At 60.5% G+C, this 24,109-nt stretch carries 16 protein-coding genes, 1 pseudogene and 1 other annotated feature; of the genes and pseudogenes, 11 read left to right on the forward strand and 6 right to left on the reverse strand.

Annotated elements, in window-relative coordinates:
- Positions 1-74: 74 nt before the first annotated feature.
- The gene (locus ACZ5ZH_RS07015; protein WP_464772613.1) at positions 75-2,909 is read right to left on the reverse strand and encodes an MHYT domain-containing protein; all 2,835 of its coding nucleotides are present in this window, start codon (positions 2,907-2,909) and stop codon (positions 75-77) included.
- Between the two features lie 154 nt (positions 2,910-3,063).
- Between ACZ5ZH_RS07015 and ACZ5ZH_RS07020 the strand changes: the two genes are divergently transcribed.
- Positions 3,064-3,345, forward strand: coding sequence for a hypothetical protein (locus ACZ5ZH_RS07020; protein ID WP_464771018.1), 282 nt, complete (start codon positions 3,064-3,066; stop codon positions 3,343-3,345).
- A gap of 92 nt (positions 3,346-3,437) precedes the next feature.
- Here ACZ5ZH_RS07020 and ACZ5ZH_RS07025 read toward each other — a convergent pair whose 3' ends face one another.
- Positions 3,438-3,608, reverse strand: coding sequence for a hypothetical protein (locus ACZ5ZH_RS07025; RefSeq protein WP_464771019.1), 171 nt, complete (start codon positions 3,606-3,608; stop codon positions 3,438-3,440).
- A gap of 162 nt (positions 3,609-3,770) precedes the next feature.
- Here ACZ5ZH_RS07025 and ACZ5ZH_RS07030 point away from each other — a divergent pair, with 162 nt between their 5' ends.
- The 3 genes from ACZ5ZH_RS07030 (at position 3,771) to ACZ5ZH_RS07040 (ending at position 5,856) form a co-directional block, all read left to right on the forward strand.
- Positions 3,771-3,935 carry a TRCF domain-containing protein gene (locus ACZ5ZH_RS07030; protein WP_464771020.1) on the forward strand — a complete coding sequence of 55 codons (165 nt, stop codon included), beginning with the start codon at positions 3,771-3,773 and terminating at the stop codon, positions 3,933-3,935.
- Between the two features lie 537 nt (positions 3,936-4,472).
- Positions 4,473-5,003 (forward strand): hemerythrin domain-containing protein, encoded by a 531-nt coding sequence (locus ACZ5ZH_RS07035; protein WP_464771021.1) that lies wholly within the window; start codon positions 4,473-4,475, stop codon positions 5,001-5,003.
- A 103-nt stretch (positions 5,004-5,106) separates the two neighbouring features.
- A complete protein-coding gene (locus ACZ5ZH_RS07040) occupies positions 5,107-5,856 on the forward strand; it encodes a Crp/Fnr family transcriptional regulator (RefSeq protein WP_464771022.1) in 750 nt (249 codons plus the stop codon).
- Between the two features lie 217 nt (positions 5,857-6,073).
- Here the strand turns inward: ACZ5ZH_RS07040 and glf are convergent, their stop codons facing one another.
- Positions 6,074-8,281, reverse strand: a complete 2,208-nt coding sequence (gene glf / locus ACZ5ZH_RS07045) for a UDP-galactopyranose mutase (RefSeq protein ID WP_464771023.1) — start codon at positions 8,279-8,281, stop codon at positions 6,074-6,076.
- A gap of 278 nt (positions 8,282-8,559) precedes the next feature.
- On the opposite strand from glf, the gene ACZ5ZH_RS07050 reads away from it, so the two are divergent.
- From ACZ5ZH_RS07050 to ACZ5ZH_RS07065, 4 genes are all read left to right on the forward strand, one after another.
- Positions 8,560-10,689: a sugar nucleotide-binding protein gene (locus tag ACZ5ZH_RS07050; RefSeq protein WP_464775159.1), complete on the forward strand. Its 2,130-nt coding sequence runs from the start codon at positions 8,560-8,562 to the stop codon at positions 10,687-10,689.
- A gap of 232 nt (positions 10,690-10,921) precedes the next feature.
- A complete protein-coding gene (locus ACZ5ZH_RS07055; RefSeq protein ID WP_464771025.1) occupies positions 10,922-11,776 on the forward strand; it encodes an SDR family oxidoreductase in 855 nt (284 codons plus the stop codon).
- Between the two features lie 385 nt (positions 11,777-12,161).
- Positions 12,162-12,950 carry an exodeoxyribonuclease III gene (xth, locus tag ACZ5ZH_RS07060; RefSeq protein WP_464771026.1) on the forward strand — a complete coding sequence of 263 codons (789 nt, stop codon included), beginning with the start codon at positions 12,162-12,164 and terminating at the stop codon, positions 12,948-12,950.
- On the forward strand, positions 12,947-13,999 hold the full coding sequence (locus ACZ5ZH_RS07065) for an ATP-dependent DNA ligase (RefSeq protein ID WP_464771027.1): 1,053 nt from the start codon (positions 12,947-12,949) through the stop codon (positions 13,997-13,999). Before xth ends, ACZ5ZH_RS07065 begins: the two co-directional genes overlap by 4 nt.
- Before the next feature lie 199 nt (positions 14,000-14,198).
- Positions 14,199-14,313 (reverse strand) — a sequence feature (AL1L pseudoknot).
- A gap of 97 nt (positions 14,314-14,410) precedes the next feature.
- On the opposite strand, the gene ACZ5ZH_RS07070 is transcribed toward ACZ5ZH_RS07065, so the two are convergent.
- A complete protein-coding gene (locus ACZ5ZH_RS07070) occupies positions 14,411-14,599 on the reverse strand; it encodes an RlpA-like double-psi beta-barrel domain-containing protein (protein WP_464771028.1) in 189 nt (62 codons plus the stop codon).
- A gap of 47 nt (positions 14,600-14,646) precedes the next feature.
- On the opposite strand from ACZ5ZH_RS07070, the gene ACZ5ZH_RS07075 reads away from it, so the two are divergent.
- Positions 14,647-16,578, forward strand: coding sequence for a hypothetical protein (locus ACZ5ZH_RS07075; protein ID WP_464771029.1), 1,932 nt, complete (start codon positions 14,647-14,649; stop codon positions 16,576-16,578).
- Between the two features lie 184 nt (positions 16,579-16,762).
- On the opposite strand, the gene ACZ5ZH_RS07080 is transcribed toward ACZ5ZH_RS07075, so the two are convergent.
- Complete coding sequence (locus tag ACZ5ZH_RS07080) at positions 16,763-19,105, reverse strand: nSTAND3 domain-containing NTPase (protein ID WP_464771030.1); 2,343 nt, start codon at positions 19,103-19,105, stop codon at positions 16,763-16,765.
- Positions 19,106-19,348: 243 nt separating this feature from the next.
- Here ACZ5ZH_RS07080 and ACZ5ZH_RS07085 point away from each other — a divergent pair, with 243 nt between their 5' ends.
- A complete protein-coding gene (locus ACZ5ZH_RS07085; protein ID WP_464771031.1) occupies positions 19,349-19,630 on the forward strand; it encodes a hypothetical protein in 282 nt (93 codons plus the stop codon).
- Positions 19,623-22,133 carry an AAA family ATPase gene (locus tag ACZ5ZH_RS07090; RefSeq protein WP_464771032.1) on the forward strand — a complete coding sequence of 837 codons (2,511 nt, stop codon included), beginning with the start codon at positions 19,623-19,625 and terminating at the stop codon, positions 22,131-22,133. The genes ACZ5ZH_RS07085 and ACZ5ZH_RS07090 overlap by 8 nt, the downstream gene beginning before the upstream one ends.
- A 777-nt stretch (positions 22,134-22,910) precedes the next feature.
- On the opposite strand, the pseudogene ACZ5ZH_RS07095 reads toward ACZ5ZH_RS07090, so the two are convergent.
- A pseudogene (locus ACZ5ZH_RS07095) lies at positions 22,911-24,106 on the reverse strand (IS91 family transposase).
- Positions 24,107-24,109 lie beyond the last annotated feature (3 nt).

Consider the following 24,109-nt stretch of genomic DNA (forward strand, 5'->3'; position numbering starts at 1 on the left):
CGGAAGCATGTCACCCTCCACCTGCAGATCTGTTTCGTAACGGCGGCCTTGAGCGGGAAGGTGATTGTGCCACCCTAATCGTTCAGGGCGTCACGTCTTCCGCCAATTTGTCCCTCCGGTGGCTCCGAGCGCCCACGCCGAAGCTGGAGGAGCGCCGCCGCTAAATCAGCTTGGCGGAATGGCTTCGTGAGGCGTGGGAGGTCGGGATCGACCCCTTGGGCATCAGCATATCCGGACATAATCAACACTTCCGTCCTGGGTAGCTGCCGCAAGACAAATTGGGCCAGTTCCGTGCCGGTCATCCCCGGCATGAGGTGGTCGGTGATGAGCAGATCGGGCTCCATCCCCTCATCTATCAACGATTGAGCTTCGAGCGCCGAGGTGGTGCACTTCACGTTGAGGCCAAGATCGCTTAGCATTTGCGCTGCGGACTCCCGAACCAGGTCCTCATCATCAACCAGGAGAGCAGTGCCTCCGCAGAATGGCGTGTCTGGGAGAGCTGGCGCGTTGCACCTCTCGATGACTTTCTCGCCGCTTGCCGGAAGCCAGATGCATATAGTTGTGCCCTTACCTGGTGTGCTGTCGATTGTCAGCGCTCCACCAAGCTGGGCTGCAAGGCCGTGGGCCATGGACAACCCGAGGCCCGTCCCACGCCCCAGGCCCTTGGTAGAATAGAAAGGCTCAATCGCCCGCTTCTGCGTCTCGTCATCCATGCCGGTGCCCGTGTCAGTGACGCACAGGCAAATATAGTCTCCCCGCGGCACGGCGCAGACCTCCCCGTCCACTATCGACGATTTTGAAACGGAGACCCGCAGTGTTCCTCCATTGGGCATTGCATCGCGCGCGTTCACGCTCAAATTCAGTAGAGCCATTTCAAGCTGATTGGAGTCAGCCACAGCAGCTGGAAGACCGCCTGGCGCATCCACCACCAAATCGATCTGAGGGCCGACGGTGCTCGAAATCAGATCAGTAATACCGGAAACCAGCGTGGAAAGGTCTACTGGCACAGGTTGAAGGGGCTGACGGCGAGCAAAAGAAAGCAAACGATGAACAAGCGTTTTCGCCCGATCTGCGGATTGAAGCGCAGCAGCGATGAACTTTCGATCTCGGTCGTCACCTAGACCTTTGCTGTCCAGTCGATCGAGGGCGCCCATAATCGGCGTCAAAAGGTTATTGAAGTCGTGCGCCACGCCGCCGGTCAGCTGACCCATCGCCTCCATCTTCTGTGCTTGCCGGAGCGCATCTTCAGCCGCCAGCTGCCTGGTCACATCACGGCTAGATCCGATAATCCGCTCCACCTGTCCATCATCGCCAAGCAACGGGATCAAGGTGGTATCCCATTGTTGCGGATCGCCGGACAGGTGAAAAACCTCCCGGTAATGGTAGATTTTTCGCGTAGCTACGACCTGCCCATAGGCTGCGATCGCTCGCTCAGCTGCCTCATCCGGGAGAAATTCATCTACGCGCTTGCCGCGGATCTCTTCTAGCTTGAACCCGACTCCCGCTTCATGCGCTGGATTGATCTGCTCAGCGACCAAGCCACCATCTGGCTCGACGCGAACGACGAAAAGTGGATCTGGCGTGTTTTCGAAATAAGCCCGATAAAGCATGTCGGCTTCGCGCCTAGCCGCCTCGGCCTGTTGCAGCTCACGGGTCCGGGTCTCCACGCGGGCTTCAAGCGTAGCATTGAGCTCGCGTAGCTGAACCTCCGCAGCGTTACGCTCGATCACCAGCCGAATGCGCTCGGCTAATTCCTCCATGAATTCGATTTCTTCAGCATGCCAATGGCGTGGTCTGCGGCCATTCAAGTAAACTATGGTGTGCAGCTGCCCGCCGCGTCTGAAGGGTACCACGAGTATCGAGCGTGTATCGACGTCACGGGCGGTTTCTCTGGTGAGGGCCTCATCGCTGAGATCAGCCTCAAGAAGATCATCAATGGCAACGGTTCGCCCGGCACTGAGCTCCCTCACGATCTTGACCCCGAAATCGGCGGCGGGAAAGCGGCCGAGCAGCGGCGGCACTGAGCCGTCGGTCCAGCAGACATCGTAATCGAACGCGCCCTCGGCTTGACTCAGTTCACCGAAGCCGGTGCGCGACACGGAGAAATGCTCCCCGAGTGACACCGCGACCTGCTGTAGTGCTTCTTCGGTGTCTTCTGCCCTTAATATGTCGGAGATACGTAGGCGCATGGCAATTCTAGCTTGCCGCCGCACATAGGCGCTCAGGGCTCGCTCCAACGCGGCGGCGCCCAATGCCATCAGGAGGACGAATATGGTAAAGGCGCTGATCGCAACAGCGAGGTAAGTCTGGCCCAGTGTGATGCCGCCTTGACCAGCGTCAATGTGCGTGCGTGCAGTGAATGTCGCTGCCTTCATCCCCGCAAAGTGCATGCCAGCTATCGCGATACCCATCACGATCGCAGCGGCTGCTTGACGCCCGCTCTTGTGGTCACGAGATGTCAGCCAAATGGCTGCTGTGGCAGCGGTGATCGCGATGAGCGCTGAGATGGCCAGCCAAGCTCGTCCGTAGCTGAGCGTTGCACCCATTCTCATGGCGGCCATACCGGTATAATGCATCGCGAGCACGCCCAAGCCCATCAGCATACCGGCCGTCAGCACGCGGGGGGCGCACAAGAGTCCGCGCCTGGCGACAGCGAAGCCCGTGCCAGTGAACCCGACCGCTAATCCAAGTGAGAGCAGCGTCAGACCCACATCATAGTTCATCACCATGCCAGGAATGCTGAATGCCAACATGGCCACGAAGTGCATGCTCCAGATGCCCCCGCCCAGAACAAGCGCTGCGGCTGCAAGCCAGCTCCGTTGCATCTTTCCGCTTGATGCGTGCGCCCGATTAGCCAGGTTCAAACCGGTGAAAGATGCCAGTATGGCGATGGCGATCGACAGAATCACCAAGCTTAGGTCGTGCGTACCTTGCATTATCATGTTGCTGTGATTTCCACAGGAAAGGACCGATCGCAACACCCGGGCGTAATCGTGCCCACGCAAGGCGGAAAACCCGGCTTGCTTCTGCGGGCTGCATGAAATCCGGCGTCAGCCTATACCCTTGAACAGCGGCTTCTTCGTTTCCGAACCAAAACGTTTCACATGTTTCTCCTCAAAGATGATCAAACCCAGCTACCGAGTTAATGCGATCGACGCTCCGTTCGATGCTAAGGAGCGTCTCAAGGCCCGTGGTTATCGCTGGGACCCAGCACTACGCTTCTGGTGGAAGGAGATCCTCCATAGCGATAAGGATGACGAGCAGAAATGGCTGCTCGCTAGCCTCGAGTCTCCAGCGACGGCAGAGTTCAGCGGGGCCGACCAGCGCGTCCCGCACGACGGATGATCGTCTGGCGCGCTGATCGTTTCGGTCTCGCGCAGCTGCATCAACTGCGCGGCCGCGGCGGCCGCGGCAATCGGCGCGGACAGATCATCCTCCTAATTGAGGCCGGCGAGATCGCCGAACGCACCATGAAAAGGCTGCGCACACTTGCCACCCACGATCGGCTCGGTGCCGGCTTCGAGATCAGCGTCGCCGACCTTGACCAGCGGGGCGCGGGCGATCCTCTTGGGGCTACTCAAACCCGGCCACATGAAGCTGGTTGGCATAGATCTCTACCAACATCTCTTGGAAGCGGCGCTAAAGCGGGCCCGCGGCCAAGATCCTGGCCTATGGCTGCCCGAGCTCAATCTCGGCCATGCTGGTGTTCTTCCCGCGGACTGGATCCCTGACCCTGACATCCGCCTCGGCCTCTACGTCCGACTGCACGCATGCGCGACGAAGAGGATTTCAGCGCTTTCGAGGAAGAGCTCGTCGACCGGTTCGGCGCCCTGCCGCCCGCACCCGAGAAACTCATCGGGGAGACCCGCATCGACATGCTTGCGCGCGCCGCAGGTATTCCCGAATCGATGCGGGGCCAGCCGCAATCGCATTGACGCCCTATCATGAAGAGGCGATGCCTCCCGGCGGCATTGGGCTGGTTGCCAAGGATGAGCGATGGGTTCTTAACGAGCAGACCGATGAGGACACGCGTGTTGCGCGGGTGGTCGCACTCCTCGAAGACATCCCGGCGTCAGTAAAGCATCCGAGACCAACCTACGTCTTAAGCTCCCCTTGATTGCGTGGTAGTGGAGCCGGTCCGGCGATGCGAACGCGTCGATCTATACTGCATTGCCGCACCGACGGGACGGCCCTTGAATTTGGTTCGGTGAGCGATATTCAGTGGGGGCTGCGCTCACGAGGACAAGCAAGATGGTGTCCCCGCGGGCGACCACATGACCGCAGTTTAATATTCGTGGAAACGAGCGTGGCCACAAACGATAAGCTGAGCAAGCGGCTGTCCCTTTGCTCGAGAGCAGAATCGTACTGACGGAGATTAATTTGTCCGCAAGCCGGGGTCCTTGACGCGCTTTTCTGAGTTGTCCCTGCGATAGGCCCGTGAATGCACGGCGTCCGGAAATGGAGATTAACCCATGGCCACCACGACACCAGAAATGAAGTCAGCCAAAGCGAAGCCGGCGTCAAAAGCCGGGCGTAAGACTGCACGGGCCGCCGCCAAGCCGGCCGACGCGATCACGCTACTCAAGGCCGACCACAAGGAAGTTAAGACCTATTTCAAACAGTACGAAAGCCTGGAGGATGACGGTGAAAAGCAGGCGTTGTCCGACAAGATCTGTCTTGCGCTCACCGTTCATGCCCAAATCGAGGAGGAGATTTATTATCCCGCGGCGCGCGAGGCGATAGAGGACGATGATCTTCTCGATGAAGCCGAAGTCGAACATGCCACCGCCAAGCAACTGATCGCGGAAATTCAGGGCATGAAAGCGGGCGACCGACTGTTCGACGCCAAGGTCACCGTCCTCGGCGAATATATCAATCATCACGTTGAGGAAGAAGAGGGCGAGATGTTTCCCGAGAGCCGCGACAGTGATCTCGATCTGAAGGCATTAGGTGCTCAGCTTGCAGCTCGAAAGGAAGAATTGATGGCTCAATCTGGCGGCTGATCGGCTGCATGCCGGGGCCTGTTGGAGCAGGCCCGGGCGTTCGCCTGACCGTAGTCAGGCGGAGCGTGGCGACGTCCGGGCCTACCGGAGGAAATGGCCAGCTATGTTTACGGAACGTTTTCTAACAGACCGGAAGGGCGTCCACCTCGAGAAAGAGGAACGTGAGCGGCTCGAAGCCGCGATCTCCGAAGTGCGCACACTTAAAGCCCGAACCACCCTTGTGCAAGCAGGTGACACGCTGCGGCAAAGCACCTTGCTGATCGACGGGATCATGTCGCGCTACATCGACGACCGCAATGGAATGCGGCAATTGGTGGCGGTCCATGTGGCCGGCGACTTTGTCGATCTCCACGGTTTTCCGCTTAAAATTCTCGATCACGACGTCGCGACCATGACGGCCGCGACGGTTGCAATCGTGCCCCATACCCAGCTCGATGCGATCACGCGAGAACTGCCAGCGCTTGCACGAAAGCTGTGGTTTGCCACTTTGATCGACGCCGCGATCCACCGTGCGTGGTTGTTCCGGCTCGGGCGCCTCGACGCGGTCGGACGCGTAGCACATTTCCTGTGCGAGACGAATATACGGCTTGTTTCAGCCGGTCTCAGCGACGGCACCCGCTTTGCCCTCGGACTAAATCAAACGGATCTTGCGGAGATCTGCGGGCTTACGAACGTCCACGTGAACAGGGTGATGCGCCACCTGCGTGAAGAGCGGCTGTGCATCTTTCGCTCATCGCTTGTAGAGATTCTTGAGCCCGATCGCCTGGCAGAGCGCGGGCAGTTCGATCCTGCCTACCTGTATATCGACGACAAAAAGCCCGGCGTGGCGCCCTCCGTTTTAAGGTCAATATGATGAAAGCACCTTCAGCGACTCCGCAGCCTCAGACCGAGCCCGGCATAGCTTCCGCCGAAGACGGCGTCGTCATTCTCGATGGACCCGCGGGCGTGGCAATAACAATGACTCCTCATGCAGCTGAACAGACGGCACACAGCCTCATCTCAGCTGCCGAACTCGCCGATCGGCAATTGGCCGAAAAAGGTGAGCGAGAGGAGCACTGACGGGGTCTTTTTTATTCCGCTGCGATTGCCGTTTCGCCAGACCGGCCCATTTGGCAGAGAAGTTGCGCGGCGTGACGGCGATATGTCGCAAGCGCCTGGCCAACGACCTGGTCCATATTATAATAACGGTAGGTAGCAAGGCGACCTACGAAAAGCACATCGGGCGTGCCGAGCGCCAGCGCTTCATAGCGCTTGAACAAGGCCTCGTTTTCCGCGCGTGGTACCGGATAATATGGATCGCCGTCAGCGCAGGGAAATTCATAGGTGACGCTGGTGCGCGGCGCATCCTGGCCGGTGAGATGCTTATATTCTGTCACCCGGGTGTACGGCACGGTCTCTGACGGATAATTGACCACTGCGACGGGCTGGAGCCACTCCTGGTCGAGCGTCTCGTGCCGGAAATCGAGCGAGCGATAAGGCAACCTACCGTAGCGATGACCAAAATATTCATCGATCGGGCCGGTGAAGACCAATCGGTCATAACGGAGGCGCGCGCGCACATCTTCAAAATCCACGCCAAGTTCGATGTCGATCAGGGGGTGGTCGAGTATGGCCCTGAACATAGCGGTGTAGCCTTCAGCCGGCATCGCCTGAAAACGGTCGGTAAAATAGCGGTCGTCAATATTGGTCCGCGTCGGCACGCGCGCGGTCACGGATTTGTCGAGTTCGCTAGGGTCCATACCCCATTGCTTGCGAGTATAACCTCTAAAGAACGTCTCATAGAGTTCACGCCCGACCTTGGAAACCACCACGTCAGCCGAAGTTAAGATCGGATCGACCGGCTCTGCCTTGCTGGCTAGAAAGGCTGCGGCCTCTTCCTCAGTTGAAAGCTCCAGACTGTAAAGGCAGTTCAGCGTCGTGCGGTTGATCGGCATCGGCACGCGGGCACCTTCAATATCGGCCAGCACCCTGTGTTCATAGGGCCGCCAGTCGGTGAAATTCGACAGATAGTCGACGATATCGGGGCTATTGGTGTGGAAGATATGCGGCCCGTATCGATGGATCAGGATGCCAGCATCATCATGATGGTCATAAGCATTGCCGCCGATATGTTCGCGCCGGTCGATCACCAGCACCCGCTTGCCCCCATCGCGTGCCAGCCGCTCCGCCATGACCGCACCGGCAAAGCCTGCCCCAACGACGAGATAGTCATAGTGGCGTATTTGCGTTGAGCGCGGCACGGCCGCGACATTCGCGATGAGGGCCTGCATCGCGGTGGCGACGATCCGCCAGCTCTGACCGGTAAGCGCCGCATCGGCTTCCTCGCGCCAGTTGGCATCCTTGCTTAAGGAGGATCTCGCGAGCGCTTTTTCGCACGCGGCGACGAAGTCGGCCGGCGTCGCTGCGATCTCGACTGCGGCCAGATCACCATAATGACGCACGACGTCGGTTATCGGTGTCGAGACGACAGGAAGCCCGGCGGCGAGATACTCAGGCGTTTTGGTGGGCGATATGAATTGTGTCGAGGCATTGATCGCAAATGGCATCAAAGCCACATCCCAGCCCCCTGCATATCGCGGGAGCTCGTCATAGGTCTTGCCGCCCAAATAAAAGATGTTTGGTCGCCGCGGCAGGTCGGCAGGATCGATTTTCACCGTCGGTCCCACCATGACGAGGGACCAGGCCGGGCGCGCGTCGGCGATCGCTGCCAGAAGTTCAAGGTCCATGCGCTCGTCGATTACGCCATAGAAGCCAAGCCGCGGACGCGGTATCGGCGCCTGATCGGCTGGTTCGTCTGTCGCAAGGCGAGCCTGAGCAAAATGCGCTGTATCCACGCTAGAGGGGAAAGCATGCACCGAACGATGTAGCGCGCGTTTCGCTTCGTAGAGGCTGTAACCGCCGGTAAAGACGAGGTCCGCGGCAGCGAGCAGTTCAGCTTCAAGCTGCGCCAGTTCCGGGGGCGCGAAACGGAAGTTTGCCAGCTCGTCCATACAGTCATAGACAGTGCAGGCGGCAGGGAGATGCCGCGAGAAGGGCAGCATCATTGGGGTGTAATACCAGCGGATGATTGGGCCAGGAACCAGCGCAAGAAAATCGTCGAGCAGCATATGTAATGCCGCAGCCGTGGCTTCCGCTGGCAGGCCTTCGGGTAAATGCGGAACCGCCACGGTGACATTTGGGGCCGGACAATAATGTTCGACGCGGGGGGAAGTGCCCGCGGCGTCCCGGAGCGGCTCTTCCCAGAAGATTACCGGATTTGCATGTGCCAGAAGCGACATAAGATGCTGCGGACGCTGAAACACAAAGTTCCAGCGCAGATGTGAAAAGCACATCAGCGTCATTTTCTTTGGGGCTTTCAAAAAGAGAAAAGAGGAAACTGCATCAAAGAACGCGATTGCAGGGCGGACGCTCCCTCATTGAACAGAATATTAACCCGGGTTGTGACGATTTTCTAAAGCGCGTCGTTTCTATTTCCGCGTGACAGCGTTTTGAACGGCATGACGAACCACCACAGGGCTTGCCCCTTTTCGCGCTTATGACCGATCCGGGGAGTAAAATGGCACCGCTCGCGCTCTGGGGCGGAGCCGAGTGCACCATTAATCGCGTCGGCGCGCGCTATCTCGACCAGGCTTGGCTAAGCGGGCATAACGCCCGTACCGACGATCTTGAGCGCTTCGCGTCACTAGGGATAAGTGCGCTGCGCTATCCGCTTCTATGGGAGACATTTGCAGGTGCGGCCGACCCCGAGCGGCTTTGGTCGTGGCATGACGGGCGGCTCGAGACGCTGCGCGACCTGGGCGTGCGCCCCATTCTGGGTCTCGTTCATCATGGCAGCGGCCCGGCCATGACGAATTTGCTCGCGCCGGACTTTGCCACCGGGGTCGGCGCGCACGCGGGACGTGCGGCTGCTCGCTATCCCTGGGTGCGCGACTGGACCCCAGTCAACGAGCCGCTCACGACCGCGCGCTTTTCCGCTCTCTATGGTCACTGGTATCCTCATTTGCGCGACGAGGACGCTTTCTGGCGTGCATTACTGAACCAAGTGGATGCCGTACGGGCAGCCATGATGGAGATCCGTCGTGTCAATCCGGATGCTCGCCTTATTCAGACGGAGGATCTTGGACATACCGACGCCACCCCGGAACTTCGCGACCAGGCAGCGTTCTATAATCAGCGCCGTTGGGCTTCATGGGACATACTGGCCGGGCGCTTTACCGACGCACATCCTTTGTGGGAACGCCTTGTCGAATTTGGATATGGGGATCGTTTGGAGGCGCTTGCCGCCCAACCCTGCATTCCGGATCTGCTCGGACTCAACCATTATCTGACCAGCGATCGTTTTCTCGACCATCGGCTTGATCTCCATCCGGTAAGCACACACGGCGTTAGCGCCTATGGTCCCCTCGCCGATGTTGAAGCGGTACGCGCGATGGAGGATCCCCTCGGATTGGAGGCAGCGCTGCGCGAATGCTGGGACCGCTATCAGATTCCGATAGCGGTCACGGAGGTGCACAATGGCTGTACCCGTGAGGAGCAGATGCGATGGGTCGTCGAAGCCTGGGACATATCGTCACGCCTGCGCGACGAAGGGGTAACGATCGAGGCAGTGACAATTTGGAGCCTGCTTGGCGCTCATGATTGGGACAGCCTGCTAACCCGCGCAGATGGTCGCTATGAAAGCGGGGTGTTCGACGTCAGAGGCCATGTCCCCCGCGAGACCGCGCTGGCGCCGTTGATCCGCAGCTTGGCGAGCGATCAAACGCACCGGCATCCGGTGCTGGCAAATGCGGGCTGGTGGCGACGGCATGAGACTTTGGCATCGCCTGGCAGGGGCTCCGAAGGGGGTGGCTGCCCCCCGCTTTTAATCACCGGCGCCACGGGCACGCTGGGCCAAGCTTTCGCCGGCGCCTGCCGACTGCGCGGTATCGGCCACGTGGTGACAGCACGCGACCAGCTCGATCTGGAAAACCTCGCGTCCATTACGTGCGTACTTGACCAGGTGCGACCCTGGGCTGTCATCAATTGCGCGGGATGGGTGCGCGTCGACGACGCCGAGGTTGAGATGGCGGGCTGTCTGTCCGCGAATTTTACAGGCAATATGGCGCTTGCCAGCGCCTGTGCTCACCGTGACATTCACTACACCTGTTTTTCCAGCGATCTTGTTTTCGATGGCCTGATCGACCGGGCCTATGTCGAAGGCGACGTGCCAGCCCCGCTAAATGTCTACGGACTGAGCAAGGCGCGCGCCGATGCAGCCTTGCAGGCGGCGGCTGGACGTGCGCTCATCATTCGTACTGCCTCCTTCTTCTCGCCATATGACCACCAAAATTTCGCGGTGCATCTCGTGGACGCACTGCGGCAGGGACGATCGTTCCGAGCGATCGCAGACTGCGTTACCTCGCCGACCTATGTCCCCGATCTGGTGCGCGCGACGCTGGATTTGATCATCGATGACGAGACTGGGCTGTGGCATCTCGCCAACCAGGGGGCTCTATCCTGGGCCGATTTCGCGGCGGCAATTGGCGAGGCTCTGAACTTGCCGACCCATCGGATCGATGCTCAGCCCCTTTCGGCGATGGGCTGGATTGCAAACCGTCCGCGCCATGCCCCCCTAACCAGTGTACGGGGCTTGATCATGCCAAGCCTCGCTTCCGCAATCGAGAGCTTCGCACGGGCTCTCATCTGAAGCGCATTATGATCAAGTTATGGCGTGGCTGCGCCTTATGGCTATTATGAGCGGTTTTCCGAGCGCGACACGATCCGGAAGGCGCCTGCAGATGTAGACCTTAATATGAGGCTAGAGATTGACAGGTGGCGTCGAGGTCTGACGGTAGAAATATTGAAGTAAGAGAGATTTTTGCTGCCGGAGGTGCTGAACCGGACTGGGGCTAATACGTTGGACAGGCAAGGAGAAGGCCATGTCCGAAAATTACGAAAAGATGATCCAGGAGGATTCACTCCCCGGTCACGAATCGAAACTCGAACCCAAGCCGGAATGGGAACCGCGCTATCCCGGCTCGGGCCGGCTGGCAGGCAAGGTCGCGCTCGTTACCGGAGCCGACAGCGGCATCGGCCGGTCCATCGCCGCTCTCTATGCCCGCGAAGGTGCCAATATCGCGATCCTCTATCTTTGCGAACATGACGACGCCAACCAAACCGCGCGCATTGTGGAGGCGGAGGGGCAGGAAGCCCTAGCCATCGCGGGAGACATCGGCGACAAGGCGTTTTGCGATGAAGCCGTGGCCAAGGTCGTCGACCGCTTCGGCCGCCTCGATATACTCGTCAATAATGCGGGCGAACAGCATCCGGACAAGGACATCACCGACATTACGGAAGAACAGCTGCGCCGCACGTTTCAAACCAACATCTTCGGCATGTTCTTCCTGACACAGGCCGCTCGCCCTCATCTGGGCAAGGGCGCGGCCATCGTGAACTGCACCAGCGTCACCATGTATCAGGGCTCGTCTGAACTACTCGATTATTCAAGCACCAAGGGCGCGATCACCGCCTTCACTCGCAGCTTGTCGGAGAATCTGCTCAAGGACGGCATCCGCGTCAATGCCGTTGCCCCCGGCCCAATCTGGACGCCACTCAATCCCTGCGGCGGCGCTAGCGAAGACAAGCTCGCACATTTCGGCGAAAAAACTCCAATGGGACGCCCCGGCCAGCCCAATGAAGTCGCCCCCGCCTTCCTGTTCCTCGCCTGCGAGGATTCAAGCTACATGTCGGGCCAGGTCCTGCACCCCAATGGCGGAACGATCGTCAACGGATAGAATAGGCACCACAGACACCATCGTGATATTTGTCCTGGGATAACGGGGCTCATCTCCCGTCCCGCGCTTGGCAAAGAATCGCGCGACGCCAGCTGGGCGAGCCTCCTGGCGACCTTTCAAGAGCCTCAATTCCCACGCCAATACGTCGACCGCGCTACGCAGCATTGAACCAACCCGCACGAGCTGCACCCATCTACATGCGAGGAACGGCGCGACCCGGCAAACGTTCTCGATTGTATCGGGCACAAGAGAATAGCATGTGTGGATTCTACTTCGAAGTGCGAAATCCTGGAATTTATAAGGGTTTGATTCTTGTTCCAGGAAGGCTGCGTTCCGGCCGGATATCATACCAATTGAGCAGCGGAACGTCGAGCTGCTCAGAGCCATGAAAATCGCAACCTATAATGTGAACGGCGTCAACGGGCGGCTCCCGGTGCTGTTGCGATGGCTCGAACTGGCTGCGCCTGACATTGTCTGCCTCCAGGAACTGAAGTCATCCCAAGAAAACTTTCCAGAGCAAGCGATCGGGGGCGCAGGATATGACGCGCTATGGCACGGGCAAAGCCGATGGAACGGTGTCGCGATCCTGAGCCGGGCTGGGACCATTCATGAAACCCGGCGCGGCTTGCCCGGCGATCCTGATGATGTGCAAAGCCGCTATATCGAAGCGGCGGTGAACGGCGTCCTCGTAGCCTGCCTATACCTTCCCAACGGCAACCCGCGTCCAGGCTCCAAATTCAACTTCAAACTTCGATGGTTCGAGCGGCTACATACGCATCTGGCCTCGCTCATCGAGCTTGAGGCGCCGGTGATCGTGACAGGCGACTATAACGTGATGCCGACCGATCTCGACGTCTATGCTCCTGACCGCTGGCGCGATGATGCATTATTCGCGCCGGAAGTCCGCGCCGCCTATCAGCGTTTGCTCGATCAGGGGTGGAGCGATGCGGTCCGGCAACTGCATCCGGACGAGGTTATCTACAGCTTCTGGAAATATTGGCGGGGCGCATTTGAACGCAATGCCGGGCTGCGGATCGATCATGCCCTGCTGAACCCGGTGGCCGCTCGCAAGCTGGTCGCTGCCAAAGTTGATACCCGTCCCCGCGCCTGGGAAAAGACAAGCGATCATGCGCCGGTCGTGATCACGCTGGATATCGGAAAGGCGGAACCATGACCCGCCCAACTGCTCCCTCCAGCGAAGATCAGGCGATACGCCTCCCCCTACCGATGGAAGCCCGGCTGGTTGCTGAACTGCCCCTGCCGCCCGGCTGGCAATATGAACCCAAATGGGATGGTTTTCGCGCTGTGGTGGGCCGCGATGGAAAGCGCGCCGACATCCGCTCCAAGTCCGGCAAATCGCTCGCCCGGTTCTTTCCAGAAATCGTTGAGGCCCTGCTGGCGACGGCTGAGCGCCGCTATATTCTCGATGGCGAGTTGATCCTTCCCCTGAATGGCGCGCTCTCGTTCGACGTGCTGCAGCAGCGGCTGCATCCAGCGGAAAGCAGGATTCAGCGCCTGTCACGCGAGACCCCCGCGCAGCTGATGCTCTTCGACTGCCTGGCGCTGGGCAATCACGATCTCATGGGCGCGCCTTTGCGGGACCGCCGCGTGGCGTTGGAACGCTTTTACGCTAAGAATGGAACAGGGATGCTGTTGCTCTCTCCCGCAAGCGACCGGATAGAGTTTGCGACGCGCTGGCTCGAACGCAGTGGCGGTGCGCTGGACGGGATAATCGCCAAACAGCTCGATCTGCCCTATCGCTCCGGGGAGCGGGCGATGATGAAGATGAAGAATTACCGAAGTGCTGACTGCGTCGTTGGCGGCTTTCGTCGAACCGGGGACGAGCGTGGTGCTGCTTCATTGCTGCTGGGGCTTTATGATAAGGCAGGCGCGCTGAACCATGTCGGTTTTACCTCCAGCTTCAAGGCCTACGAACGCCCGCTAATGTTGCAGCGGCTTGAACCACTCGCAGGCGGATCGGGGTTCACTGGCAAGGCGCCGGGTGGCCCAAGCCGTTGGAGCCGGGGAGAAGAGAGCGCTTGGGAACCCCTGCGCCCGGAACTGGTGGTGGAAGTGATTTATGACCAAGTTACCGCGGGCCGCTTTCGCCACGGCACGCGCTTCCTGCGCTGGCGTCCGGACAAGGCGGCGAACCAATGCATATGCGACCAGCTACAGGCAGAACTGCGGCCTGCCGAGGTCGATCAGCTGCTGAAGGGCTGATGCCGCAAGCGATGGGATCAACTGGCACGAGCACGCAAATACTTGACGGTGGCAGCAATTGCGATGGCTGACATGTAGGTGTGTGCCCATTGGTCGTAACAGGTGCGAAGCGGCGCCCGTCCAAACAGGTATCACGCGGTGGAGGGATCGACAGCCGTTCTGGATCTCGCCGTTGTGCGACACGCTCATGGCAGGTGGATGGGATAATCGGCAGAACCCGGCAGGTCAGCGCAACACCATAAACATCCCGCTACTCGTCTATGAAAGCTGTCATCGCTTTAACAGGCGGTCGAGCTCCATATGCTGCCTGCGCGCCGATTTGCCATAGCGCGCCCACATAGCCGTTCGGCCAATGCCCGGCCGGTCGCGCGCGTTACTTTGCGCTCAACGGATACTTCCGACCTTACCATGTTAGGAATGTCGGTCAGATGCTGCCCCTGGGGAGATCGGCTTCACGCTAACCGGAGCGACGCCTTCCGTCGGTTCAATTCCAATGTGTTTTGCCGCCTTTTGCGTAAGGTCGATCACTCGCCCCTCAGCATAGGGACCCCGGTCATTGATGCGAACATTAGCTGTTTGCCCGGTTTCCTTGTTGGTCACCTGCGCACGCGTGCCAAGCGGCAGTGTCCTGCTCGCCGCAGTCGCGGATGGCTGGGTTCGAGGCGGCGCGGAAGCGCAATGAGGATCAAGCGGAAGCGCGCGACCAGAGCTGGGTCGAGCTCATCAACACGCTCCGTGACGATCCGAGCTTCTTCGACAGCTTGTCGCCTCAGACCGACGAGACAGTAGACTCGCGCCTCTATCATCTCTGGCAGTTCCTCTCCTGGCGGACTCAGTCCCGCTCGCGCTACTCGATCGACAGCCTCGATGTGGTCGAGCCGGTGTTCGGGCCGGAGATGACAAGACGCTTCGGCGAGGCTTTGATGGCGTCCGCCTATAAGCGCACTCCGGTCGGAACCGTCGAAGAGGCCGCCCAGCGCCGCACGGTCACGAGTTTCGACATCATGGCATTGACCGGCATGTCGCTGGCGGCAACCACGGTCCCGAACTGGGCGGAGCAGCTCGATCCGGCCCGCGCCGTGCAGGCGGCGCGGCTGGCCGTGATCGAGCTCAACGGCTTTCCTGCCTATCTCGTACCGCTCAGCCAGGCGCATCCCGAGGCGGTGCGCTCGGTGTTGTGGCGGGCATCACGCGCCCAGCTCGACCGGCTCGATGAGGTGGACCACGGGATGCTCAACCGGCTGGAATATGCCGATGACGTGCTTGCCCGGCTGCTGGTTCCGGACCTGATTGATTATCTGCGCGACCATGACGATCTGGCGGCCGTGGTGCTCGAGAAGATCGTCTCGGTGCTGATCCAGGCGCAGCCTTTCCCGTTCGTGGGGTTGGCGGAGCTGGCCGAAGCGCGCGCGACGGCGGCGACCGACCCCGTGGTCGCAGCCTATTATCTGCTGCTTCTCTTCGCGCTGGAGGGTGATCGCGCCGTCGACCGGCTGCGCGAGAAAATGAGCACGTTCGACGGTCAGGACCAAGCAGCCTTGTGCTGCACCTTGTTGCCGCGGCTGTTCGGTGGCCGGTTCAATCGCAACGTGGCACCGCCGCTGCCTCTTTCCGCTGAGCGGCTCGAGCAATTGCTCATCATCGCGTTCGAGGGTGTCCGGCCCGCGGACGACATCGTGCGCGCGAACGGCAAGGTCTATTCGCCGGGATTGCGCGATGAGGCGCAGGACGCGCGGAATATGATCTTCGACAGGCTGCTGAAGACGCCCGGCGAAGCCACACAGGCCGCGATCCGGCGCATGGCGGAGATCCCTAATTTTCCGATCGAACCCCAGCATCTGCGCATCCACGCCGAGCGGCATGCCGAGGTGAATTCGGAGCTGGTCGCCTGGCTGCCGTCCGACGTGGTGGTGTTCGAGAAGAGTTTCGATCGCGCGCCGCGCACGACGGAAGATCTGCAGTTGATAGCGCGGCGCAGGCTCGAGGCGATCGAGCATGATCTTCTTCACGGCAAGTTCGCGCAGGGCGATACGCTGCAGGGACTGGCCGACGAGAATGCGGTCCAACGATGGGTCGCGACCCAGCTCGAGGAGCAGCGCAAGGAAGCCTACACGGTTCAGCGCGAAACCCATTTCGCGGACGAGAAGGAACCCGACATCACGCTGACAAGCCGGCATGGCGGCGTCGACCTGCCGGTCGAGATCAAGGTGGTGGACGGTCTTTCGGTCAAGCAGTTGGAAACGGCGCTCGAAGTTCAGCTTTGCGGGCAATATCTTCGCCATGAAACAGCGCGCCACGGCATCCTGCTCTTCGTCCACCAGCACCCGCGCCCGGGCGGCTGGGAAATCGCGCCAAGCGATCCGCTCGTTCCCTTCTCCGTTGTCATGGACCATCTTTATGCGCGCGCGGGGGCGATCCGCGAAAGCGCCGCAACCGGTCCGCAACCGATCCTGTGCGCGATCGATGTCTCCGGTGTGGTTCCGCTAAAGGACAAGCGCGCGGTCGCGCGCGCCAAGCGCAAGTCGAGCACAGCGAAATCCGGAAAATCGACCAAGGCACCGATTAAGCGACGCACCTGACGACCTGGCATTGGTATACAACGACCAGAGCCGGTCGTTCCAGGTCACCCGCTGCGAAGGTCTTGACAGAAGCCGCTGTTCGTTCAGGCCTCTTGGCGGATAAGGAGATTCTCCTCCTTGCTAGGGGTCGCTGGGTATATTGTGCAATAGATGCGTAAGTCGGTCTTTCCGCAGTCTCGCGGCGCTAGAACGGTATGTCGTCGAGATCACCCAGATCGTCGTCGTCCACCGCGCTCATGGCAGCGGTCGACGCACCGAGCGATCCGAATAGACTCGCCAATTCGGCATCGTCGAATTTGTCGCTCGGCAGATCCGCAGCCCCCGTGAAACTCGCCTCAGTGTCCTCAGCCTCAGTCTCGCGCAATTGCGTAGTTCGCTGCTCGAGGGCGGCATGGGCGCGCTCGACGATGCGCGGATCGGCATGGAATCGAGCGGCGAGTTTTTCGATCGTCTTGCACCAGTCCTCCAGCGTGGATTCCGAATCCATATGGCCGAGATTATCCGGCAGTTCCTCTATCATCCGCTGCGTGGCGCCTTCGATCTCTGCGAAAAGCTCGGGCGGCAGACTACCTTCATGGTCGTCGGCAGCCGCAAGAATGCGGGTGATGTCGTCCGGATCAAGATCGGTCGCGAGCAAACCAGAAACCCCGGCCTGGACAGCGTCGATCAGTTCGGGCGGTGTCGGTTCGCCTAAAGCTTGGGCTGCACGCAGTCCCGCTAGAATCTCCGGCAGCTTCCTCCCGTCTTCCCACGGGGAAAGGGCGGCACGACCCTTGTCGGCGATCGTCTGCGCTGCCGCGATGAAAGGCTCGGCGTTCGAAAGCCGCCACCAATTTACGAGAAGATCCATGCGGTCCGAGTTCGATAGCTCATACATGCGCGAACGATATGTTTCGCCTGGAATGCGCTTCCACACCTCCACGGTGACGAAGCGCTCGCAGAGGCGAACGAATCTGGAAACGAAGGTGGCGATCCCTTCATTGGTAGGACCGGGCTGCTTTATGAAATGATCAAAGAGATTGCGCGCACTTCGCAGCGTGGGCACGCCATCGGCAAGCACGGATAGCAAAGCTTTGTCACTCAGATAGCGCGCGAGATAGTCACGAACCGAGGGGTTGATGTAGCGCACCGTCGTTCCGGAAATCACGACGAAGCTCGCTTCCACAGTGCGAAGCGCGCCATCGAAGTCCTTCGGGTCGTATGGCACACCGAATTTCCCGCACAGAACTGGATGAATCCCAGTGAACACTTCCTCGAGATCTTCGATCTCGGAGCCGTATTCGGACATCAGAAACAGGGCGATAAGCAGGTGCTGCGAGCGCCGCGTAATGTGGGCGCGGAACGCCTTGTCCCAGATGAGATCAGGGTCCTTGAGCGTATCGAGAAACGCTTTGGGATAACGTTCGGGATCGGTGTCGGCGATCCGATCCGCTTCGGTCATGAACTGGATGATACGGGGATTGTAGTGCTTGTGATCGACGATCTTCTTGATCGCTTTCTTCTCGATCAGCGCCGCGATAAGCGCTTCAGGCACGCCTGCTACCACTAAATGGTTATAGAAGATGCGCGCGCGAATGCGCCGGGTGTAGATGCCCACGTCCAGGACGTAGCGCGACACGTTAAGCTTGGTATCTGAAAGCGCTTCCGAGAGAAGCCGCGCCTGTTCGTAGATATAGGCTCGCGTCGTCAGGATGAATCGCGCACTAGGCGTTCGCCGGACGCGGCTGATGAAGCGGGCGAGATCGGAATCCTGCGTCGACAACGCGCGCTCGTCGAGCGCGATCCTGCCGAGGAAATCATCGAAAAAGAAGATCTGCCGCTTGCTGTCGTCGATCCGCGCAAATCCTTCTTCGAGATTGCGGATTGGGCAAAGTTCCCATTCTTCCGCGATGTACGCGTAGCACAGCATCTCGGCGAGCGTTGTCTTGCCGACGCCGGGCGGACCAGAAACGATGAGGACGCGTTGACCTTCCAGAATGTCTCGCCCGGACTTGAAACTCGGGTTCTCGGCATAAACCCGTAGCTTCGCCTCGATCTCCTGGCGCGTAATCGTCGTAAAGTTGTGCGACGCTGCGTTAAGCACACGGTCGAGCGCACCGGCCCCGGAGAGCCACAGCTTGACGTGACTGCGTTCGATGTCGGGATATTTGCGGAGCAGGCCGTTCAGATCTTCGCATCCGAAGATATCATCGCTCGATGTTAACGATGGTCCGACGATTTCTGCGAGGACGGCATTGTTGTCCGGGGTCAGCGGTCGCGACGTCGCAAGGATGTATCGGTCAGGGGCAAGCCGGTCGATCGCGTCGCGTTCCTTCTTCATCACGCGAACGAGCGCCGCCATGTCAGACAGGCGATAATGTTTAGCCTGGAGGATCACCGTCTCGCCGCCGGTCGCATGTCGGCCATCGACGCCGCCATCCGGACCTGGCCCGAACGCTTCAAATCGGACGCCAAGTTCGCAACCGATTAGATCGCGTACGAGATCCTCGAAATCGGCAGGGGAGAGAGTCTCGAAACTGTAGGTCAATTAGGTACAGATCCCGCACGTTGCCACCAGATCTGGCTGGGCGCTAAGCGCGCCAGCCACGGCCCGACTCCTATACGTATCGCGACGCTGTGCATATGGTGCTGCCGGTAGTAATCCGAACCGGCGTGATGTCGTGATTAATCGTTTTCGCTTCGGTTCTACTTGGCTAGTCTCGCGGTCGACGTGGATGGGCGGCACGGGGCTGACACGATGGATTCGCGGGCAGGTTTGAGGAGGGGATCGGTGAACGTGGACGCAGCACCCGAGGAGGCGGTGGCGCTCGACATGATCGCGGCCCTTGCCGCGCCGGAAACGGATGTGTTGGAAACGCCAGAAGTTTTTCTGACCGGCGTCGCCGCTGCGCTCAAGGCCTCCGATGATGTCGATGCCGATTTGGCCGCGATCCTGACGGATCATCTGCTGACCGTCACGCCGCACGACAATGTTATCGCTAATGCCAAGGCGGCGATCCTGACGCTGGCTGCCGAGCGTGCGGCCCCCGCCGAGGAACAGACCAATGGCTGACCCGACGCTGTTCCACTCGCTGACGCTCGAAGGCTTTCGCGCCTATCTCCAGCCCAAGACTTTCGATTTCAGCAAGAAGCCGAGCCTCGCGATCTTCGCGCCCAACGGCCTCGGAAAGTCGAGTATCATCGATGCGCTCGAATTCCTCTTCTCCGAACATGGCACGCTAGACCGGCTTGGGCAACGTGCGCTCAATAACCAGGCCGGCCCGTCCGCGCTGGTGCATAATGGCGCGCAGGCGGCGGGGATCGCGCCAGTGGTCAACTTCACGACTATCACCGGCAAGGCCACCACCGCGGGAAGCCGCACGGCGGTCGGCAATCCGCGTCCGATCCATGCAGCGGCCACCGCGATGAAGGCCGGGCTCGTTGTCGCGCCGATCATCCGCGGTTACACGCTGCGCACCTTCGTCGAGGAGCATAAGGCGGAGACCCGTTACAGCGACGTGGTGAGCTGGCTGCAGCTCTCGCCGCTGGTCGAGGTCCAGAAGAATCTCCGGCTGCTGCGCCGCGAGGTCAAGGCCGCTGCCGAGAGTACGTCCGAACAGGTTCGTCTCGCCGGGCAGCTGCGCACCGAGACCGCCCAAGCCGTGCAGGCGTGGAACGACGCTGCCGTGCTCGACTTCGTCAACACGAACGTCATTGCGCCGCTCGACCCCGCGCTGACGATGGCGGCGCTCGATGCTGCGGACGCCGGCTATGTCGATATTGGAAAACGTGTCGCGGCCGAGGAAAAGAGCGTCGGCCTCGCCGGGCTGCGACAGGTCCGCAACTCGGTTATCGCGCTGTGGCGTAAGACCGTGCCCGAGGACGGCGGCGGCCCCGAACATTCGGGTGCCATTGCCGCATTCGACGAAGCGCTGGCGGTGCTGGCAGATGCTACGGATACCGAGGCCGATGAACGCGACAAGGCAGCGGGCACTGTCTTCCGGTCGGTATGGAAGGAGGCCGAGAAACTGTTCGCCGACGATGCAGCCGCCTTGGACGAATGTCCGGTCTGCGCGACGGCGATCGGCGATACCGCCGCCGGAAGCGTCCCCGCGATCCGCGATCTTCTGAAGACCCATCTCGACGATCTGCAAAGCTACAACGACGCCAAAACCGCGCTCGACGACGCCGACAAGGCCGGCACGAAAGCGCACAACCAGTTGATCGCGCGGCTTCCCGTTATGATCGATCATCTGTCCCAGGATGATCCCGACGGCTTCAGGGCAGCACTCATAGCGTATCAGGCCGGGGTTGCCGCGTGGCCGGCCGCCGCCGCCCCTGCGTCCGCCGCTATCACCGCCGAGCTGGAGGCGCGCCTTACCGATCTCGACCAGGACATCGCCGACATCGAGGACAAGCAGGGCGAACATACTTGGGTGAAGGCCAAGGCGAGCATCGACCGCCTGCTGAAGCTCGAGACGGATGTTGCGCTGGCGACGCGAACGATCGAGGAACTCACCGCGCTGCACGAGGCGCTCGGCACCCAGGCCACGCTCGTCTCGGGCAGGATTCGCGAGAAGGTCCAGTCGCTGCTCGACACCCTCCAAGCGCCGATGAACGACATCTACAAGGAAATCCAGGGCGACAAGGCCAGGCCGATCCGGCTCGAGCTGCCCGGAGAGGACGATACCAATCAGCAGCGCATGCAGCTGGTCATCGACTTCGCCGACAATCGTCAGGGCGTTGCGCCGGGCGGCTATCTGAGCGACTCCCAAATTCACTCGGTGGCGCTGGCGCTGCGCCTCGCGGCGATCAAGAAGTTCAACAGCGCCGCCCCGGTGATCGCGCTCGACGATGTCGTTACCTCCTATGACGCCGACCATCGCCGCGCGATCGGCGCGCTGCTCGCCAAGATGTTCACCGATTGCCAGATCATCCTCGTCACTCATGACGAGCGGTTCTTCAATCACCTGAAGGATCAGCTGGCGGCGAAAGACTGGCAGTTTACGCGCATCATCGGGCTAGACCCGGCCTATGGTCCGCGCTTCGCCGACCATAAGGTGACGGACGAAATGATCGCCGATCGCTGGGCGGCAGGAGAATCCGCGGCCAACGAGATGCGTCAGGCCGAGGAGGAATGGCTGCTTGGCATCGCTCGCGGCTTCGGCGTCAACGTGCGCATTCGCCAGCTCGAGAAAGCCTATTCCTACGAAAGATCTGAACTGGCCTCAGCGATCGGTGGCTTCCTCAGCGATATCAAATTAACGCCGGCCGACGTGCCCGGGGTCAACAACCGCTTCATCACCAGCTTGGTGAAGGGCGACATCGAGAATTTCGGCAGCCACTTCCAGGACGCGCCCTATGGCGATGGCTCGATCGGCGACGAGAAGACGCGCTGGGACGAATTCAAAGCATTCCGCGGTCAATTCGAATGCGTGTGTGGCCGCACTAAATATCAGCGGCCGTACGGTCTGAACAAACCAGTCTGCGCACACGCTAAGTGTGAGTCCCAGTTTGCCTTCCGGCCGCTCGCCGCGGCAGGGGGCGCTGCTGTCGCGCCTGCGGGAAATGCCTGACGTTGGACTGGTCGGCTGGATCAGGGCAAGTGGAGAGGGAAAATAGTGCTAGGTTGAGAGTGCCTTGTGCGGATTGGCGACTCTGATCGGCAAGGCTACCCCGGCGTACGTCGCTACAGCGATACTGATGCCGAAGCCGACGACATGGTGGGTCGGAACTGTTGAATGGCCGGTGGGGTTTGTCAACGGCTGCGAACCCCTGCGGATGGTCGACACCTTCTGTCATCCTGCCGGCCAAACGATCGCTCAACGCCGGCTTCTGACAAGAGCTGCCCTCTGACCTATCGCTTGCCAACGGCGGCAAAGTCCCAACGATGGTCGATCGTCCCCGCCGAGATATCCGTGAACGAACGGCAAGTTTCGATGGCATGATCCGTCCCCAGGAACGCCAGCTTTGAAGGCGCGAACAGACGTCGGCCCGCTCTCACGCGACCGTCGAATCCGACGCTGTCGCGCTCCGAACCCGACTGTCGCGAAAGTCGATGGGTTTCGGGCGCCGGCAGGCGTACGAAAGCCTGACATGTACGACCCGCGGTGGCTTGGCGAAGGTCTATGAGGATTTCGTTATTCGGACAGCCCTAAGGAGCCGCCGGTTTGCTATGGAGCCGCCGCCGATCGGTGCGGACGGGCGATATCGCCACCGGCTGCAACAGCTTTTTGGGCAAGAGTCAGCGGTGAACAGCATCGATAGGGACACGGTATAGGCAAACAGCGCAGGGAGTCTTTCGCCCCAGAGCACAGTGCCCACGAGCATCATTACTGTCATGCCATGCCGGATCATGGCGCAACCTCCCGGGTCGGTAATGCAGGGAACGGCGGCGGCCGGGGCTGTCGCCAGCGCTCGAAGGCCTCGATGATGATCATGCGCCCACCGCAGCAGGGACAGGGTGGGCGCAGGTCGACCGGGTTTTCCGGAGCGGCCTCGTCGGGTGTTGGCGGGGCGATGTCGAGCAGTTCGCGGGCACGTGCGAGACTGGTTTTGCGCGAGGAACTGGCGAGCAGGCCGTAGTGGCGGATGCGATGGAACCCGCGCGGCAGGACGTGTAGCAGGAAGCGGCGGATAAATTCGTCGACGCTGATCGTCATGATGCTCTGTCGTTCGTCGCTGGCGCGACGATAATCCTTATAGCGGAACGTGACGTCCTGACGGTCGAACGCGACCAGACGCCGGTTCGAGATAGCAACCCGATGGGTGTAGCGCGAGAGATAGGCCAGCACGGCCTCGGGACCGGAGAAGGGTGGCTTGGCATAGACCACCCAGCGCTTCTTTCTGACCGGTGCCAGATGAGGCAGGAAGGCGCGCTGGTCGGCGAGGCCGGCCAGGGCTCCGAAGAAGGCGAGCTTGCCGGTGCGGTGCAATTGTATCAGCCGGGTAAGGAAGAGCCGGCGGAACAGCGCGCCCAGAACTCGCACAGGGAGGAGGAAACGCGGGGCGCGAGGATATCCAGCGCGTCCCGTCCAGCGCAATGCCGCCACCCGGCACGATCATATGGACATGCGGATGGTGCGTCATGGCGGATCCCCATGTGTGCAGCACGGCGGTGATACCGATACGCGCGCCAAGATGTTTCGGATCGGCTGCGATCGTCAGCATCGTTTCCGAAGCCATGCGGAACAACAGATCGTAGACGAGCGCCTTGTTCTGGAACGCGATATCGGCGACCTCAGTCGGCAGCGTAAAGACCACATGGAAGTAGCCAACCGGCAACGGGTCGGCCTTACGCTCTTCCAGCCAGGTGCGCGCGGCGGCCCTGGCATTTCGGGCAGTGCCGATTTCCACAGCTGTTGTAGGCGATCCGCCAATGCCCACAGTCTTCGCAGGCTTCGACGTGGCCGCCCAGGGCAGCGGTGCGACAGTTTTCGATCGCCGTCATGACCTTGAGCTGGACGTAGCTCAGATGCCCGGCATGGGTGTCCCGATAGGCAGGACCAGCAGTGCGGAAGATGTCGGCAACCTCGAGTGACGGGCGCAACGG

The sequence above is a fragment of the Sphingobium sp. TomMM7A genome (assembly GCF_055397305.1).

Bases quoted from the DNA above. Each gene is read 5' to 3' on its own strand.
- ACZ5ZH_RS07040 (WP_464771022.1), top strand. From the start codon at position 5,107: ATGTTTACGGAACGTTTTCTAACAGACCGGAAGGGCGTCCACCTCGAG.
- ACZ5ZH_RS07050 (WP_464775159.1), top strand. From the start codon at position 8,560: ATGGCACCGCTCGCGCTCTGGGGCGGAGCCGAGTGCACCATTAATCGC.
- ACZ5ZH_RS07025 (WP_464771019.1), bottom strand. From the start codon at position 3,608: ATGCCAACCAGCTTCATGTGGCCGGGTTTGAGTAGCCCCAAGAGGATC.
- ACZ5ZH_RS07055 (WP_464771025.1), top strand. From the start codon at position 10,922: ATGTCCGAAAATTACGAAAAGATGATCCAGGAGGATTCACTCCCCGGT.
- ACZ5ZH_RS07075 (WP_464771029.1), top strand. From the start codon at position 14,647: ATGGCTGGGTTCGAGGCGGCGCGGAAGCGCAATGAGGATCAAGCGGAA.
- glf (WP_464771023.1), bottom strand. From the start codon at position 8,281: ATGTCGCTTCTGGCACATGCAAATCCGGTAATCTTCTGGGAAGAGCCG.
- ACZ5ZH_RS07065 (WP_464771027.1), top strand. From the start codon at position 12,947: ATGACCCGCCCAACTGCTCCCTCCAGCGAAGATCAGGCGATACGCCTC.
- ACZ5ZH_RS07030 (WP_464771020.1), top strand. From the start codon at position 3,771: ATGCGCGACGAAGAGGATTTCAGCGCTTTCGAGGAAGAGCTCGTCGAC.
- xth (WP_464771026.1), top strand. From the start codon at position 12,162: ATGAAAATCGCAACCTATAATGTGAACGGCGTCAACGGGCGGCTCCCG.
- ACZ5ZH_RS07090 (WP_464771032.1), top strand. From the start codon at position 19,623: ATGGCTGACCCGACGCTGTTCCACTCGCTGACGCTCGAAGGCTTTCGC.
- ACZ5ZH_RS07035 (WP_464771021.1), top strand. From the start codon at position 4,473: ATGGCCACCACGACACCAGAAATGAAGTCAGCCAAAGCGAAGCCGGCG.